We start from the raw sequence: 14,986 nt of genomic DNA on the forward strand, positions 1-14,986 counted from the left end.
CAGAACATGACAACGGCTCCCGTCGCATCCAATCGATGCGCCGGGTCGCGGTCCTGTTGCTGTGGGCCGGCAGGTCTGGCCGTCAGGCGGCCAGCGCCAGCGCGACTGCCTTGCGGATATCGGGAAGGGAGAAGGGCTTGGAGATGACATCGACGATCTTGTCGGTGAGATCGTCAGCCCGCTCGCGCTGCTCGGCATAGCCGGTCATCAGCAGGATCTTCATGGCCGGAAAGGCCGCCGACGCCTGGTGCGTCAGCTCGATGCCGTCCATCACGGGCATACGGATATCGGAGAGCAGAAGGTCGAACGCCTCGGCCTCCAGGCAGGCAAGGCCATCGGCCCCATCGCCCGCTTCGACCGTCTCGTGGCCGTCGAGCCTCAGGGCCCGCGCAACGAAGGAACGCAATGCATCCTCGTCCTCGGTAATCAGGATCTTCGCCATCATGGCCTCCGCGTTCGCTTCCGAGTCCGGCGTTCACGCCGGCACCCGCACCTGATCCAAAAGTACAGCGGGCGTGGATCATCGGGAGACACACTGGCGCTGCAGCGCCGCCGATCCCCGTCGAGAATCACTGCGGCACGCACCAAAACAACCAGTTTTTCGTTTGTGTTCGGTAAACGCCGAACGACTGGATTTCAGGGCGCATGCCCCAAATCGAGACGTTTACTCGGCGTCGCCGGTGACAACACCGACAAAAGGCAGCTCGCGGAAGGCATAGGCGACGTCCATGCCGTAGCCGACGACGAAGTGATCGGGGCATTCGAAGCCGACATAATCCGCCTCGAGCTCGACCTTGCGCTTGACCCGCTTGTCGAGCAGCACGGCGATCGTGACGTTGCGGGCGCCGCGCTCGTACATCAGTTCCTTGGCGAAACGCAGCGTGCGGCCGGATTCGAGAATGTCGTCGATCAGCAGAACGTCGCGCCCATGCACGTCGCTGTCGATATCCTTGGTGATCTTGACGCCCTGCGAAACGGTGCCGGTGCCATAGCTCGACAGCGTGATGAACTCGACTTCCGGTGCCAGACCGGCCGTATGCATCGAGCGGATCAGATCGGCCGCGAAGATGAACGATCCCTTGAGCACCGCGATCACCAGTAGATCCTTGTGCGGGCCGTTGACGATCATTCCGGCGAGCTCGCTGTTGCGGGCAGCGATGGTTTCGGCCGTATAGAGAGGTTCGATATTCTTACCGCGAACAACGGGCATCAAGGCTTCTCCAGCGTTTCATCCGGAAGACCTTAAGCCTTCCCTTTGGCGCCGCTTAGCACAATCAGCGGGCCGAAACATCGTTTTCGGCGAAGGAAACCGTCACATCCGGCATTTTTCCACCCGCATAGGGCAGTCTCGTCATGAAATGACGGCTCTCACCGGGCGCGACGGCAGCACCCTCGGGCATCACCCGTGTCGTCGTGACCTTGCGCCCGTTGGCGGCAATCTCCACCACGACGATCGGCAATCGCTGCTCGATATCGGAGCGATTGTCGATCGAGCCATAGACGGACAGCACACGCATGCCGCCGGAGTAGTCGAGCCCACTCTTGATCCCCGATATCGTCAGCGGCTGGACGTCGGCCTGTCCATCGCCGGCAAAGCCGACGATCGCCAGGAAGGAAGCAAGCGCAACGCCCGCGACCATCCCGGCAAAGCGGCGTGCCGGCATGTCGCGCAGCCGCGTTTCGGCAAGACGCAACAATCGAGCGCCGAGCGACGGCTCCTGCTCCACGACCGTCAGCGTCGGCCGCCTGCGGCTGCCGGTTTGTGCATTGTCGTTGAAAACAGGATAGGGCGTGCGGCGCGACGAAGCGGATATCACCTCGAATTCCGCATCCACATAGTCGGCGCGCCTCGGCGCTGAAGCCCCGTCGCGTCCGCCGCGCTCGGGCGGCAGGAAATCTGTATCGGCGTTGTTGCTGGCGGATTTGGTCCGGAATGCCTGCATGATCATTTCCTCCTGTCCCGCAAGAGAACACGGCCGCAGGCGGCCAGTTTGTCTGCGAAACCCTCGGGCAATGCCAAGCCTCATGCGGTGCAAGAACTAGGCATTGCATCAAATCTTTCCGACACGTAAACCGGAATGGTTAATGTTTCGGAAAGACGTCGCGAAAGCGGCGCCTTTTCATGAAAAATTAACCGTCACTTAACCATGATTCCGCTGGCGGTTTTGCCTTTCTTGGCTGGTCGTCCTATGCGCGGAGGACCGGAACCGGCCGTCGGTTGCAGGGCCGTGAGAGAGACTGGGCTGCCGCTTGATTCACTTTGAGAACGTCGGACTGCGCTATGGCATGGGACCGGAAATCCTCCGGGACCTGACCTTCGACATTCCACGCCGTTCATTCCAGTTCCTGACGGGTCCGTCGGGCGCCGGCAAGACCACGTTGCTGCGGCTTCTTTTCCTCTCGCTGCAGCCGACACGCGGCCTGATCCGGATGTTCGACCGCAACATTTCGTCGATCCCGCGCGAAGAATTCCCGATGCTGCGCCGGCGCGTCGGCATCGTCTTCCAGGACTTTCGCCTGCTCGATCATCTCACCACCTACGAGAACGTCGCACTGCCGTTGCGCGTGCGCGGCAAGGAGGAGACGAGCTACCGTGCAGACGTGCTGGAGCTTTTGAAATGGGTGGGTCTCGGCGAGCGCATCAACGTGCTGCCACCGGTCCTTTCCGGCGGTGAAAAACAGCGCGCCGCCATCGCTCGGGCGCTGATCGACCGGCCGGAGATCCTGCTTGCCGACGAGCCGACCGGCAACGTCGATCCGCCGATGGCAAGGCGCCTGCTCAATCTTTTCCTCGAGCTCAACCGGCTCGGCACGGCGGTCGTGATCGCCACCCACGATCTGTCGCTGATGGACCAGGTGGAGGCGCGGCGCATGATCCTTTCGCAGGGGCGGCTCGACATCTATGAGTGACAGCCGCACGAAACACCAAAAGGATGTGCCCGAACAGGCACCGGAGGCACAACAGCGCCGGACGGAAATGCGCGTGCGCCCGACCGGCCCGATCGTGCCGTCGAGCAATGTGTCCGGCCATGCGCTGATGTGCGTCATCGCCATCATGTCGTTCCTCGCCTGCCTGACGCTCGGCGGCGTCAGCATGGTGCGAGCCACGGCCCAGAGCTGGCAATCGCAGATCTCCCGCGAGATCACCATCCAGATCAAGCCCGACGACAATCTCGACATGGAAAAGGCGCTGGCGGATGCCCGCGACCTGGCGCTGACCTTCAGTGGCACGACGGACGGCAAGATCGTCGACCGGGCCGCCACCGCCCGCCTGCTCGAACCCTGGCTCGGCGAAGGCCTCGATCTTGACGAGTTGCCCGTGCCGCGCCTCGTCATCATCACCATCGACGAAAGCAATCCGCCGGACTTTGCGGCCATGCGCAAGGCGCTGACAGAAATAATCCCGCAGGCTTTCCTCGACGACCACCGCACCTGGGTCGACCGGCTGGTCGCCATGGCCAACACCACGGCCATGATCGGCACCGGCGTGCTGACCCTGGTCTTTTCCGCCATGGTGCTGACAGTGGTCTTCGCAACGCGCGGCGCGCTGTCGGGCAATCGCCATATCGTCGAGGTGCTGCATTTCGTCGGTGCCGAAGCCGGCTTCGTCGCGTCGGAATTCCAGAAGCACTTCCTCAGGATCAGCCTCAAGGGCGCCGGCGCCGGCGGTCTGCTCGCAGCACTTTTCTTTGCGCTCGCGGGTTTCTGGCAGTCACGGACCTTGGCGACCCCCGAGACAGATCAGGCCACCGCCCTCTTCGGTACCTTCACCATCGGCTATGGTGGCTATCTCGGCATTGCCGCGATCATCGTCGTCATCGCCATCCTGACGACCGTTACGGCGCGGCTGACGGTTACCCGCACGATCTACGAAATCGACCTCATCCGTTCGGACCCCGGCCGTACCGACCTCTACCAAAGCTGAGCCGCCTGATGTTTCGCCGCCACTCGATCTATTCCTTGCCGCAATCTGCGGCTATGTGAAGAGAATCATGATGGCGCGAGAGCTACGCGGGAACGGAATGGCCGGAGGAGATAAATGGCACGGGCAAGCCGACGATCGCCGGCGGTCCCGCAGTCTCCTGCGCAAAATCCTCCGCCGAACCTTCTTCGTCCTGCTCCTGCCGCTGGCAATCCTGATCGCCGCCTTCCTGAACTTTGCCGACACGGTCGCCTCCCTGCAGCCGCCGGGTCATCCGAAGGCCGACGCGATCGTGGTCCTGACCGGCGGTTTCCAGCGCATCGACCAGGCGGTCGATCTTCTGAAGGGTGGCGCCGGCAAGCGCCTGCTGATCTCCGGGGTTCACCCGGCGACCACAGGCAGCCAGATCCGCCGCAACACCCAGAGCTCGGCCGACCTTTTCAAGTGCTGCGTAGACATCGGCCATGAGGCGATCGATACCATCGGAAATGCCACGGAAGCGGCGCAATGGATCCATGATCGCGGCTATGCGAGCGTGCTCGTCGTCACCAACAACTATCACATGCCGCGCAGCCTCCTGGAACTGCGCCGCGCCCGGCCGGAAACGGAGTTCATCCCCTACCCGGTCGTCAACTCCGATCTGAAGACCACAAACTGGCTGCGCAATCCGATGGTGCTGAAGTCGATCCTTCTGGAATTCGGCAAGTATACGGTGGCGTCAATACGCGACTTCGCCGGCGCCCGCCCGACCAGCGGCCTGCGCACCGACGCATCGCGCGCGACGCCCGCCGAAGAATAAGGGCCGGCAGGAACAGCCTTCGCCGCTGCAAAGTGAAACAGAGCAGTTTTCCTTCAGCACTTAATCGTGTAGGCAGCGATCAACCGGCTCAAAGACGCCGGTCCCCTTGAGACCTCGCCTACGAGAGCGTGCCTGATGATCGTCTTGCGTTCGATCCTTTTCAACATGGTGTTCTACGCCAACCTGATCGTGCAGATGATCGTGCTGACCCCGATCTACTTCCTGCTGCCGCGCAAGAAGGCGTGGTTCGTGCCGAAGAACTGGGTGCGCAGCAACCACTGGCTCATGGAAAAGATGGTCGGCACGACCTTCGAGATCGAAGGCTTGGAGAATATCCCCGAGGTTCCCTATATCTTCGCTCCCAAGCACCAGTCCTTCTGGGATGCCTATGCGCTGCTCCCCTGGCTCAGCGATCCCTTTTATATCCTGAAGCGCGAGCTCACCTGGATCCCGCTCTTCGGCTGGTATGTGCTCAAGCAACGCATGGTTCCGGTAAATCGCGCGGCGCGCGGCAAGGCGATGACCGGCGTGATGGACCGCACCAAGCAGGAAATGGCAACCGGCCGCGAGCTCATCATCTACCCGGAAGGCACGCGTCGCCCGCCGGGCGCTCCGCCGGAATACAAATACGGCATCGCCCGCCTCTACCGCGACCTCAGCGTGCCGGTGGTGCCGGTCGCCATGCATCCCGGCCTCTTCTGGCCGCGCCGCAAGTTCCTGCGCTTTCCCGGCCACTTCAAGGTTCGCATCCTGCCGCCCATCGAGGCCGGCATGGACCCGGACGCTTTCCTGGCGAAGCTCGTCGAGGTAACCGAGAGGGCGAGCGACGAGTTGCTCGTCGAAACCGTGAAGGCCAATCCGCACCTGCCGCTACCGCCGACCGCCCAGCAGCGGCTGAAGGAACTGAAGGCAGAAGGCCGGGCCTGAACCTTCAGGCCCGGGCTGAACGCGGCGACTGCCGCAGCAATCCGACCACCTCTTCCAGCCAGTGATCGCGGATACCCATCTCCTTGAGATGGGCGAGCGTGTTGAACACGTATTCGCTGTTCGGCCCGGATTTTCCCGTCGAAACCGCGACGATGCCGGCCGCCTCCGTGGTGGTCAGCGAGCCCGCATACTGGACGTGGGCGCGGTCGATGACGTAGGCGAGCGCCGGAACGCGGCGGCCGTCGGCAAGCAGCACCGGCATGGTGCGTTCCTTGTAGACGTGGGTCACCAGTTCACGCTCGCGCAGATAATCGACGACATCCGCCTGCTGTCCGCGCTGGACGCGAAACGCCGTCCCGATGCAGGAGCCGCCGCGGTCGAGCCCAAGCACCAGCCCCGGCCGCTGTTCGGTGCCGCGATGAACCCAGGAATGCACGCAGAGTGAGCGGCGAAAACCGAAGGCGCGTGCCGTGAGCTTCTCCTCGAAGGCAAAGCCCGGGTTCCACATCAGCGAGCCGTAGCCAAAGACCCAAAATTCGTCCATATCCACTGTCATTCAACCCGCGCTGCTGTTCTCACTGCCGAATCACGATCGGTCGCGTGGGACGGTGAGCCATTTTCGGTTTCTACGGCACAGCATCCCGGCACGAAAGAGACAAGGTCGTCCTCCTGCGGCCAAAGGAAAGAATAGTTTTGCGGATCGATGGCGCCACCCGAAAGGCAGCCTCCATCCTGTTTTGAGTGAGGTACCCGCGCCCATGTCGGCCACCGCAGTCTCCAACCCATCGCCGGTCAGCCGGAAATTCCGCTGGCTCCTGGCAGGCATCGTGCTTGTCACCGGCGTTTATTCGGCCGGCTGGTTTCTCGCCGCCGACCAGATCGAGAAGCGGCTTGCGACCCGCCTCGCCGAAGGACAGGCAGCCGGCCTCGGCGGCGAATGCACCAACATGGACGTGCGCGGCTTCCCGTTCCGCATCGGCCTCTTCTGCGACAAGGTCCATCTGGACGACACCCGCAACGGCACCTCGGCCTCGTTCGGAGCGCTGAGGACCGCTGCCCAGGTCTACCAGCCGGGCCATGCGGTGATCGAGCTTGACGGCCCGGCCGAGATCCGGGCTTCCCCCGGCCTCAACATCTTCGCCGACTGGACGTTGCTGCATGCGAGCGTGCGCGCGACCCTGTCCGGCGTTGATCGCACGTCGCTGACCTACGACAACCTGACGGGCCGGTTGCGATTGCCGCTTGAAGGCGACGGATTTGGCTTCGGCGCCAGCCACGGCGAATTGCACCTGCGCCAGAACGGCGCGGATCTCGACGCCGCCTTGAGCGTCGACAAACTGGACGTTCGGCCCGAGGAAGGCCCGAGCCTCGCACCGCCGGCGACCGTCGCCGCCGACCTGACCTTCACCGACCGGGCCGGATGGATGACAACCCCGCCGACGCCTGAGATGTTTCGCGGCAGCAAGGGCGAGCTGAGACAGCTCACCCTCGACCTCGGCTCGGGCATGAACGCCAAGCTTTCCGGGCCGTTCTCGGTCAATGATCAGGGACTGATTTCTGGCGAGTTCTCGCTGACGATGACCAATATCGAGGCCTGGCGCGCCAATCTGGTCACCCTGATCCCGGATGATGCCAACCTCGTCGACAACACCGCCAACATGCTGAAGGCTCTCGCCAACGGCAAGAACGAGGCGACCGTGAAGCTCAACGTGCGCGACGGCACGGCATTCCTCGCCTTCATCCCGATCGGCGTCCTGCCGACCCTCTAGGCTACGGTCCTACGGTCATACACCTCACAGGAAGGAAGACCGCTCCACGGTCTTCCTTGATCTGCTCAGGCTATTTCTGATCCATGGCATGGCGACCGAAGTCCGGCATCGCCGTGTCCTGGCCGGCCTGAATGATCGAGCGGCGAATGGCCCGGGTGCGGGTAAAGAGATCGAACAGCTTGTCGCCGTCGCCCCAGCGGATCGCCCGCTGGAGGTAGGCGAGATCTTCCGAAAACCGCGCCAGCATCTCCAGGATCGCATCCTTGTTGTGCAGGCAGACGTCGCGCCACATGGTCGGGTCGGATGCCGCCAGACGCGTGAAGTCGCGGAAGCCCGAAGCCGAATATTTGATGACTTCGGATTCGGTAACGGTCTCGAGATCGTCAGCCGTGCCGACGATGTTGTAGGCGATGATGTGCGGCAGGTGCGAAACGATCGCCAGCACCTTGTCGTGGTGTTCGGCGTCCATCTCCTCGACCATCGAGCCGAGCGTCTCCCAGAAAAGCCGCAGCCGCGCCACCGCTTCCTCATCCGCGCCAGGGGGCGGCGTCAGGATGCACCAGCGGCCGCGGAAGAGGCCGACGAAGCCGGCATCCGGGCCGGAATGCTCGGTACCGGCAATCGGATGCCCCGGCACGAAATGCACGTTCTCGGGCAAGTGCGGCGCCATCTGTGCGATCACCGAACCCTTGGTCGAACCAACGTCGGTGACGATGGCGCCTGGCTTCAGATGCGCTGAGATCTCGGCGGCAACAGCGCCGGACGCGCCGACCGGTACCGAGACGATGACGAGATCCGCGTCGCGAACGGCGTCCGCCGCAGACAGCGTATAGCGATCGCCGAGCCCGAGTTCCTGCGTCCGCTTCAGCGTCGCCTCGCTGCGCGTGGAGACCACGAGCGTGCCGGCGAGTTGCTTCTCGCGGATTTCGCGCGCGATCGACGAGCCGATCAGACCAATGCCGATGAGGGCGATCGTTTCAAACTGCTGAGCCATTATTTCCGTCCCATGAATTCGGTCAGCGCCGCGATGACGCCCTCGTTGGCTTCCGCGGAGCCGATGGTCATGCGCAACGCATTCGGGAAGCCGTAGCTGCGGACTGCCCTGAGGATATAGCCGCGGCGGGTTAGGAACTCATCGGCCTCCTCCGCCCGCTTGCCGGCCTCGTCGGGGAAATGGATCAGCACGAAATTCGTGACCGACGGCGTGATGCGGAGCCCGATCGCCTCGAGCGCTTCGGCAACGCGGGCAAGCCAGGTGAGATTGTGATCGACCGCCGTTGCGACGAAAGCCTGATCGCGGATCGCCGCCGCACCCGCCGCAATGGAAGGCGCACTGAGATTGAACGGCCCGCGGACACGGTCGACCGCGTCGATCACTTCCGGCGGCGCATACATCCAGCCGATGCGCAGGCCGGCAAGACCATAGATCTTCGAGAAGGTGCGGGTCATTACCACGTTGCGGCTGGCCGAGACGAGCTCAAGACCGGCGGCATAGTCGTTGCGGCGCACATATTCGGCATAGGCGGCGTCGAGCACCAGGAGCACTCCCTCGGGCAGGCCCGCATGCAGCCGGCGGACTTCGTCGACCGGGATATAGGTGCCGGTCGGATTGGCGGGATTGGCGAGAAAGACCATCTTGGTCCGCTCGGTGACCGCGGAAAGGATGGCGTCCACATCGACGCGCGCATCTTTTTCCTCGACGGTCACGGGCGTCGCACCGGCCGCCAGGATCTGGATCTTGTAGACCAGGAAACCGTGCTCGGTGATAATGCCTTCGTCGCCGGGGCCGAGATAGGTGTGGCACAGCAGCCCGAGCAGTTCGTCCGAGCCGTTGCCGCACATGATGTTTGCCGGATTGAGCCCGTGAACGGCCCCGATTGCCTCCCGCAGCGCCCGCGCCTGGCCGTCAGGATAGCGCTCCAGATTGAAGGCCATCGCCTGGAAGGCTTCTATCGCCTTCGGGCTGGCACCGAGCGGCGTTTCGTTCGACGAGAGCTTATGCACCTTGGCGACACCCGGCGCATGCTCCTTGCCCGGCACATAGGCGGCAATGTCAAGGATGCCGGGACGCGGCTCAGGGCTCTTCGAAGCAAGGCTCATCGGGTCAGCTTTCTATGGCCATCAAAATGCCACAGCGACCTTTGTCGCGCCTTGGGAGGCGCGGGGCGCTATAGGCAGGAAAAGAGGTCAAGCCATTACCGGCGCAAGCGGCTTTTGTCGAGGGTCCGCCGCCTGTACGCAGCGCCTTATCGGGTGAGGCGTGGCCGTTCGCGTGTGCTCGGCACGCCCTGCGGCGCCAACACCGGCACGAAGACACGGCGGGACGCACGCGCTGCGACCGGTAGCCCCTGGTAAAGCCGCTTCTGCGCCTCGACGACGATGACGCCTGAGAACACTGGCCAGAGCCAGCGGCCGAGCCGCTCAAAGCCTCGGCGCAGCCGCAGGATCGCCCGGAGCTTCGACGGCGGGAAGAACAGCGCGTCGGCCGTAGCCCCCGGCGTGAAGTTGGTCTCGCGCAACAGCGCCGTCAGCTGCCCGCGCGAATAGGGTCGGCCGGAGCCGAAGGGCGTATGCTCCATGCGCGCCCAGACGCCGCGTCGATTGGGCACGACGATCACGAGCCGCCCGCCCGGCGCCAGCACCCGCCAGATCTCCTTCATCGTCTCGCGCGGACTTTCGGCAAATTCCAGCGAATGCACCATCAGCACCCGGTCGATCGATGCGTCCGGCAGCGGCAATTCCTCGTCGAACACCAGCGCCGTCGAGGAAAGCTCGGCAACCGGCCAGTTCACCGCGCCCTGGCCCGCAGGCATGAAGGCGAAGGTGCGCTCCGTGTCCTTGCGGAACCGCTCGAGATAGGGAACGGCATAGCCGAGGCCGACCAGCCGCTCGTCCGGCAGCCGCGCCCAGACGGACGAAAGCGCCATGGTGACGGATTGCTCCGCCATCCGGCCAAGCTCGGAGTGATAGAATTCGCGAAGGTCGACAATATCGGTATGCATTCGCAACATGTTAGCTTCGAAGCGGTAGACTTCAAGGTAAGGCTCGCTACATTCGGCAGCATCTCCCCTCTCCTGACCGGAGGACCTGCCATGGCCGCGCTCGAACTCGATCTTTTCCTCTGCCGCACCGACAATTTCGGCGTGCTGATCCACGACCCCGAAAGCGGCCTGACCGCCTCGATCGACGCGCCCGAGGAGGCGCCAATCCTGGAGGCGCTGGAACGCCGCGGCTGGACGCTCACCCATATTCTCACGACGCACCATCATGGCGACCACGTCGCGGCCAATGACGCGTTGAAAGCCCGCTTCGGCGCCATCATCATCGGTCCGTTCAACGAGGCCGCGAAAATTCCGGGCCTCGACAAGACGGTGCGTCATGGCGAACGCTTCGAGTTTGCGGGCCGCAACGTCGAGGTGATCGAAACACCCGGCCATACCGCCGGCCATATCTGCTTCCATTTTCCACAGGACAAGCTGCTCTTTGCCGCCGACACGCTTTTTGCGCTCGGCTGCGGCCGTCTGTTCGAGGGGACGCCGGCGACCATGTGGCAGTCTCTCAGCCGGCTGATGGCCTTGCCGGACGACACGACCGTCTATTTCGGCCACGAATACACGCTCTCCAATGCCCGCTTCGCGGTCACCGTCGATCCCGACAATGCCGAACTCAAGGCACGCGCTGCCGAGATCGAGGAAATCCGCTGCGACGGCGGCTTCACCGCGCCGACGACAATCGGCCTGGAGAAGCGCACGAACCCGTTCCTGCGCGCCGCCGATCCCGGCATTCGCGCCCATCTCGGCCTGCGAGATGCCGACGATGCCGCGGTCTTTGCGGAAATCCGCAAGCGGAAGGATAACTTCTGATGGCTGAAGCACAGACGGCGGAAGAGGTCATCGAGGCGCTCGGCCTCACACGCCATCCGGAGGGCGGCTGGTACATCGAGACCTTCCGTGACACGGCCGGCGGCCCGCGGGGCCATTCGACGGCGATCTATTATCTGCTTGAGCGTGGCGACCGTTCGCACTGGCACCGGGTCCGCGACGCCGTCGAGATCTGGCACTACCACGCCGGCGCGCCGCTCGAACTCAGCATTGCCGAGGACGGGAAGCCCCCCGAGACGTTGCGGCTTGGGCCCGACATCCGGGACGGTGAGCGCCCGCAGGGCGTGGTGCCGGCCAACTGGTGGCAGTCGGCTGCCTCCCTCGGCGATTGGACGCTGGTTGGCTGCACGGTCGCGCCGGCCTTCGATTTTGCCGCCTTCGAGATGGCAGCCCCCGACTGGCAGCCGCCGACCCGATAGCGATCTTTCGGACTACTCCGCCGGCTGGGTGGCCGCGGCATCCTTGCGCAAGATCAGATCCTGGGCGGCGAGCACCGCCCCGCCGGTGACGAACAGGCAGGCAAGCGCTATGCGCCAGGATGGCTCGGCAAAGCCGAAGAGGATCAGGATCAGCGTCGAGAGCACCGGTGCTGCATAGCTCGAAACGCCGAGAAGCTGGATGTCGCCGTTCTTCACCCCGAAGTCCCAGGCATAGAAGGCCGCCCCCACCGGCAAGAGGCCGAGGCCCGCGACCGCCAGCCACTCGAAGGTCGTCGCCGGCCAGACCGTCGTTTCGAGCGCGAGATGGCAGACGAAGGACAGGATCGAGGTGGCAAGGCAGAAGCCGGTGACCACATCGGTCGAAACCGCCTCGAAGCGGCGTGTGATCAGCGAATAACCCGACCAGGTAAAGGCGCAGAGGAAGGCCGCGCCATAGCCGATGAGATAGGCACCGTCGAAGGCGACGCCGTTGCGCGCGACGATCAGGATCGTGCCGACGAGGCCCGCAAGCGCGCCGGCGATGTGATACCAGCGCAGCCGCTCCCCCGGCAGCAGTGCCGAACCGACAACGATCAAGAGCGGCCAGAGATAGGCGATCAGCCCGGCCTCCACCGCCGGCGCATTGCGCAGCGCCGTGAAGTAGAGGAAGTGATAGCCGAAGAGGCCGGCAATGCCCGTGATCCAGACCTTCGCCGGCTGCTTGAGCAGCGCCAGGCGCTCCGGTTTTGCCACAAGCACCGCAAGGCCGGGCAGGCTGCCGATCAGGAAACAGATTGCCGAAAGCTGGAACGGCGGCATCTTGCCCGATGCCGCCGTGAACAGCGCGAGCAGCGACCACATCAGGATGGCCGAAAAACCGATCAGAGTTGCCTTGAGTTTCATAGTCGTCCCCGGGCGCGATTTCTCTCAACGGAAACCTGCGCCGTCAAAATCACGGTGCTTGCTGGTATTTAACCTTTTAGTTGCACGCGATCGCGCGTCAACCACCAAATCGCGTCGCCGAGACCGTGACCGGCCCGAGCTTGGTGGGGATGCGGACATAGACGGGGGCATAGACATTCATGGTCTCAGCCTTGGCGAACCAGATTTCCATCGTCTGCAGTCGCCGCAGATATTCGACGTCCTCGCGGCCCTTCTTGTAGCCGGCCTTCGGCACGAAGCGGATGCCGCAGACGATCACCTCGCCTTCGAAGCCCTTCGTCTTGAAAGGCCTGGTGCCCTTCGGCGAAAGCTTGATGTCGAGCCGCGACTCGCCGTCGAAAATCGGCAGGGTGTTGGGGCAGACGCGCGCTTGCGCCGGAATGATCAGCCCCGAAAGCGGATCGAGAACGTTGCGCATGTCGCGCGAGGTGACCGGCACCCAGTTCTTCGGCAAAGGCGTGCGCTTCGGCGTCATGCTCGCATGCACGACATTGCCGTTGCGGTAGGTAACGCTGATCGCCCGGCTCTTCGAGCCACTGCGATAGGACATCGAATATTGCGACGCGCGCAGGTAATCCTTGTCGACAACGCCGGAAACCTGTGTCTGGCCCGACGTGCGGCTGAGGATATCGAGCAGGCCCGCCGATTTCAGCGTCCCCGATATCGTGTAGCGATTCTTCTGAACCTCGGTGTGGAATGAGGCGCGCGCCACCGGCAGACCGGACAGCGAGATGCTGTAATCCGTCAGATGCTCGGCATCGGCGGCCGATGATGCTGTGGAAAACAAGACCGCCGAAAGCAGCATTGCCCCGCGAAAGCCATTTCGCAACTTCATGCCTTTAGGAATCCATCACTTGAACATCGCCGCAATACCCTGAAATGCAGGGTGTTTACGGCTTTTCTGCGCCATTTCGCTGTCGCCGGCTACGCGGTCGGTCCAATCACGGAACCAAACCGTCGTGTGTCCTCGGTCAAGAAATAGCGCATAGCAAAACCGCTTGGAATGGGTCTCACGCACCATTATTGTTGCCCGGATAGCGCTTCGCATGGGCAGATCGGCCGGGAAAAACCGCGGTTTTCCGAGAATGCAAGAGGTTTGGCTTGACGGGCGGGCCGTCTCTGACTATAGAACCGCGACTTTCCAATAATGGCCTAGGAACGCGGCCTGGGCTCTGGGCCCGCTACCGCATTGTCCGGCGGCGATAAAGAGAATAGGTGTACCATGTCCCGTAGTTGCGAATTGACCGGCAAGGGCGTCCAGTCGGGCAACAATGTAAGCCACGCCAACAACAAGACCAAGCGCCGGTTCCTTCCGAACCTGTGCAACGTCACGCTGATTTCCGATGCTCTCGGCCAGCGCTACCGCCTGCGCGTTTCCGCAGCTGCTCTCCGCTCGGTTGAACACCGTGGCGGCCTCGACGCCTTCCTGCTGAAGTCGGACGAGAACGAGCTGAGCATGCGCGCTCGCCTGCTGCGTCGCCAGATCGTCAAGAAGGTTGCTGAAGCCGCCTAATCGGCGCCAGCGCACCGTCTTTGACACGCGTTTAAAAGGCTTGCGGGTTCATCCGGCAAGCCTTTTTCTCGTGCGCACGTTTCTTAACCGATACGCGCTTTTGCCTTCATCGGCCGGGTGCACTGCCCTGCTTTCATCCCTCTAGCTGGTGGCATACCCCAGGATAAAAAAATGCTGATCAACCGCACTTTCTTCGTCTATGTCGCGCTGATGACCCTCGTGGTCGTCGCCTCGAACATCCTCGTTCAGTTTCCGCTACCGGGCTCGATTGCCGGTATGCAGCTCGGCGATCTCCTCACCTGGGGCGCCTTCAGCTATCCCTTCGCCTTCCTGGTGACCGACCTTACCAACCGCCAGTTCGGGCCGCGCATCGCGCGTCGCGTGGTAGTCGCAGGCTTCATCGTCGCCATTCTGCTCTCCATCGTCGCCGCCACGCCGCGCATCGCTATCGCGTCGGGCTCGGCCTTCCTGTTCGGTCAACTCCTGGACATATCGGTGTTCAACCGGCTCCGCCGTCAGAGCTGGTGGCATGCGCCGCTCGCAGGCTCGCTGATCGGCTCGGCGCTCGATACCGCAATGTTCTTCTCCTTTGCGTTCGCACCGTTCTTCGTGTTCTTCGGCCCGAACGACAGCTTTGCGCTGGAAACCGCACCGCTCCTCGGCGTACTTGCGGCTGAAGCACCGCGCTGGATCTCCTGGGCGGTCGGTGACTTGAGCGTGAAGATCCTCTGCGGCCTCGTCATGCTGCTCCCCTATGGCGCGCTGATGAGCATCGTGAAGCCCATGCCCGCTGCGGAAAAGCAGGCGGCCTAAG

18 protein-coding genes are annotated in these 14,986 nt (G+C 63.3%); 9 read left to right on the plus strand and 9 right to left on the minus strand.

The window, feature by feature from the left end; genetic code table 11:
• Positions 1 to 82: 82 nt before the first annotated feature.
• From ASD63_RS05135 to ASD63_RS05145, 3 genes are all read right to left on the minus strand, one after another.
• Positions 83 to 442: a response regulator gene (locus ASD63_RS05135; RefSeq protein ID WP_034806737.1), complete on the minus strand. Its 360-nt coding sequence runs from the start codon at positions 440 to 442 to the stop codon at positions 83 to 85.
• A gap of 222 nt (positions 443 to 664) precedes the next feature.
• Positions 665 to 1,210, minus strand: a complete 546-nt coding sequence (gene hpt, locus ASD63_RS05140) for a hypoxanthine phosphoribosyltransferase (protein ID WP_034806612.1) — start codon at positions 1,208 to 1,210, stop codon at positions 665 to 667.
• A gap of 64 nt (positions 1,211 to 1,274) precedes the next feature.
• Positions 1,275 to 1,943: a hypothetical protein gene (locus tag ASD63_RS05145; protein WP_034806734.1), complete on the minus strand. Its 669-nt coding sequence runs from the start codon at positions 1,941 to 1,943 to the stop codon at positions 1,275 to 1,277.
• A 307-nt stretch (positions 1,944 to 2,250) separates the two neighbouring features.
• Here ASD63_RS05145 and ftsE point away from each other — a divergent pair, with 307 nt between their 5' ends.
• From ftsE to ASD63_RS05165, 4 genes are all read left to right on the plus strand, one after another.
• Entirely contained in the window at positions 2,251 to 2,910 is a 660-nt protein-coding gene (gene ftsE / locus ASD63_RS05150) for a cell division ATP-binding protein FtsE (protein WP_034806610.1), read from the plus strand.
• The gene (locus ASD63_RS05155; RefSeq protein WP_034806606.1) at positions 2,903 to 3,925 is read left to right on the plus strand and encodes an ABC transporter permease; all 1,023 of its coding nucleotides are present in this window, start codon (positions 2,903 to 2,905) and stop codon (positions 3,923 to 3,925) included. The genes ftsE and ASD63_RS05155 overlap by 8 nt, the downstream gene beginning before the upstream one ends.
• Before the next feature lie 97 nt (positions 3,926 to 4,022).
• Positions 4,023 to 4,721, plus strand: a complete 699-nt coding sequence (locus ASD63_RS05160) for a YdcF family protein (RefSeq protein ID WP_060528852.1) — start codon at positions 4,023 to 4,025, stop codon at positions 4,719 to 4,721.
• A 135-nt stretch (positions 4,722 to 4,856) separates the two neighbouring features.
• The gene (locus ASD63_RS05165) at positions 4,857 to 5,648 is read left to right on the plus strand and encodes a 1-acyl-sn-glycerol-3-phosphate acyltransferase (RefSeq protein ID WP_034806600.1); all 792 of its coding nucleotides are present in this window, start codon (positions 4,857 to 4,859) and stop codon (positions 5,646 to 5,648) included.
• Between the two features lie 4 nt (positions 5,649 to 5,652).
• On the opposite strand, the gene ASD63_RS05170 is transcribed toward ASD63_RS05165, so the two are convergent.
• Positions 5,653 to 6,204: a gamma-glutamylcyclotransferase gene (locus ASD63_RS05170; RefSeq protein WP_034806597.1), complete on the minus strand. Its 552-nt coding sequence runs from the start codon at positions 6,202 to 6,204 to the stop codon at positions 5,653 to 5,655.
• Between the two features lie 202 nt (positions 6,205 to 6,406).
• On the opposite strand from ASD63_RS05170, the gene ASD63_RS05175 reads away from it, so the two are divergent.
• Entirely contained in the window at positions 6,407 to 7,417 is a 1,011-nt protein-coding gene (locus tag ASD63_RS05175) for a DUF2125 domain-containing protein (RefSeq protein ID WP_034806594.1), read from the plus strand.
• A 70-nt stretch (positions 7,418 to 7,487) separates the two neighbouring features.
• Here the strand turns inward: ASD63_RS05175 and ASD63_RS05180 are convergent, their stop codons facing one another.
• The 3 genes from ASD63_RS05180 to ASD63_RS05190 all read right to left on the minus strand — a co-directional run bounded on the left by ASD63_RS05180 (position 7,488) and on the right by ASD63_RS05190 (position 10,428).
• On the minus strand, positions 7,488 to 8,411 hold the full coding sequence (locus ASD63_RS05180) for a prephenate/arogenate dehydrogenase family protein (RefSeq protein WP_034806590.1): 924 nt from the start codon (positions 8,409 to 8,411) through the stop codon (positions 7,488 to 7,490).
• Positions 8,411 to 9,517: a histidinol-phosphate transaminase gene (hisC, locus tag ASD63_RS05185; protein ID WP_034806587.1), complete on the minus strand. Its 1,107-nt coding sequence runs from the start codon at positions 9,515 to 9,517 to the stop codon at positions 8,411 to 8,413. Before hisC ends, ASD63_RS05180 begins: the two co-directional genes overlap by 1 nt.
• A 146-nt stretch (positions 9,518 to 9,663) precedes the next feature.
• Positions 9,664 to 10,428 (minus strand): class I SAM-dependent methyltransferase, encoded by a 765-nt coding sequence (locus tag ASD63_RS05190; protein ID WP_089044490.1) that lies wholly within the window; start codon positions 10,426 to 10,428, stop codon positions 9,664 to 9,666.
• Positions 10,429 to 10,509: 81 nt separating this feature from the next.
• Between ASD63_RS05190 and gloB the strand changes: the two genes are divergently transcribed.
• The gene (gloB, locus tag ASD63_RS05195; protein ID WP_034806583.1) at positions 10,510 to 11,280 is read left to right on the plus strand and encodes a hydroxyacylglutathione hydrolase; all 771 of its coding nucleotides are present in this window, start codon (positions 10,510 to 10,512) and stop codon (positions 11,278 to 11,280) included.
• Positions 11,280 to 11,717 (plus strand): cupin domain-containing protein, encoded by a 438-nt coding sequence (locus ASD63_RS05200; protein WP_034806580.1) that lies wholly within the window; start codon positions 11,280 to 11,282, stop codon positions 11,715 to 11,717. Before gloB ends, ASD63_RS05200 begins: the two co-directional genes overlap by 1 nt.
• A gap of 12 nt (positions 11,718 to 11,729) precedes the next feature.
• Here the strand turns inward: ASD63_RS05200 and ASD63_RS05205 are convergent, their stop codons facing one another.
• Entirely contained in the window at positions 11,730 to 12,620 is an 891-nt protein-coding gene (locus ASD63_RS05205; RefSeq protein WP_034806577.1) for an EamA family transporter, read from the minus strand.
• A 97-nt stretch (positions 12,621 to 12,717) separates the two neighbouring features.
• A complete protein-coding gene (locus ASD63_RS05210) occupies positions 12,718 to 13,494 on the minus strand; it encodes a DUF3108 domain-containing protein (protein WP_034806574.1) in 777 nt (258 codons plus the stop codon).
• Between the two features lie 387 nt (positions 13,495 to 13,881).
• On the opposite strand from ASD63_RS05210, the gene rpmB reads away from it, so the two are divergent.
• A complete protein-coding gene (rpmB, locus tag ASD63_RS05220) occupies positions 13,882 to 14,172 on the plus strand; it encodes a 50S ribosomal protein L28 (RefSeq protein WP_034806568.1) in 291 nt (96 codons plus the stop codon).
• A gap of 171 nt (positions 14,173 to 14,343) precedes the next feature.
• Positions 14,344 to 14,985: a VUT family protein gene (locus tag ASD63_RS05225; protein ID WP_034806565.1), complete on the plus strand. Its 642-nt coding sequence runs from the start codon at positions 14,344 to 14,346 to the stop codon at positions 14,983 to 14,985.
• Position 14,986: the final 1 nt, after the last annotated feature.

It is taken from the genome of Ensifer sp. Root558 (genome assembly GCF_001427045.1).
GTDB lineage: Bacteria > Pseudomonadota > Alphaproteobacteria > Rhizobiales > Rhizobiaceae > Ensifer > Ensifer adhaerens.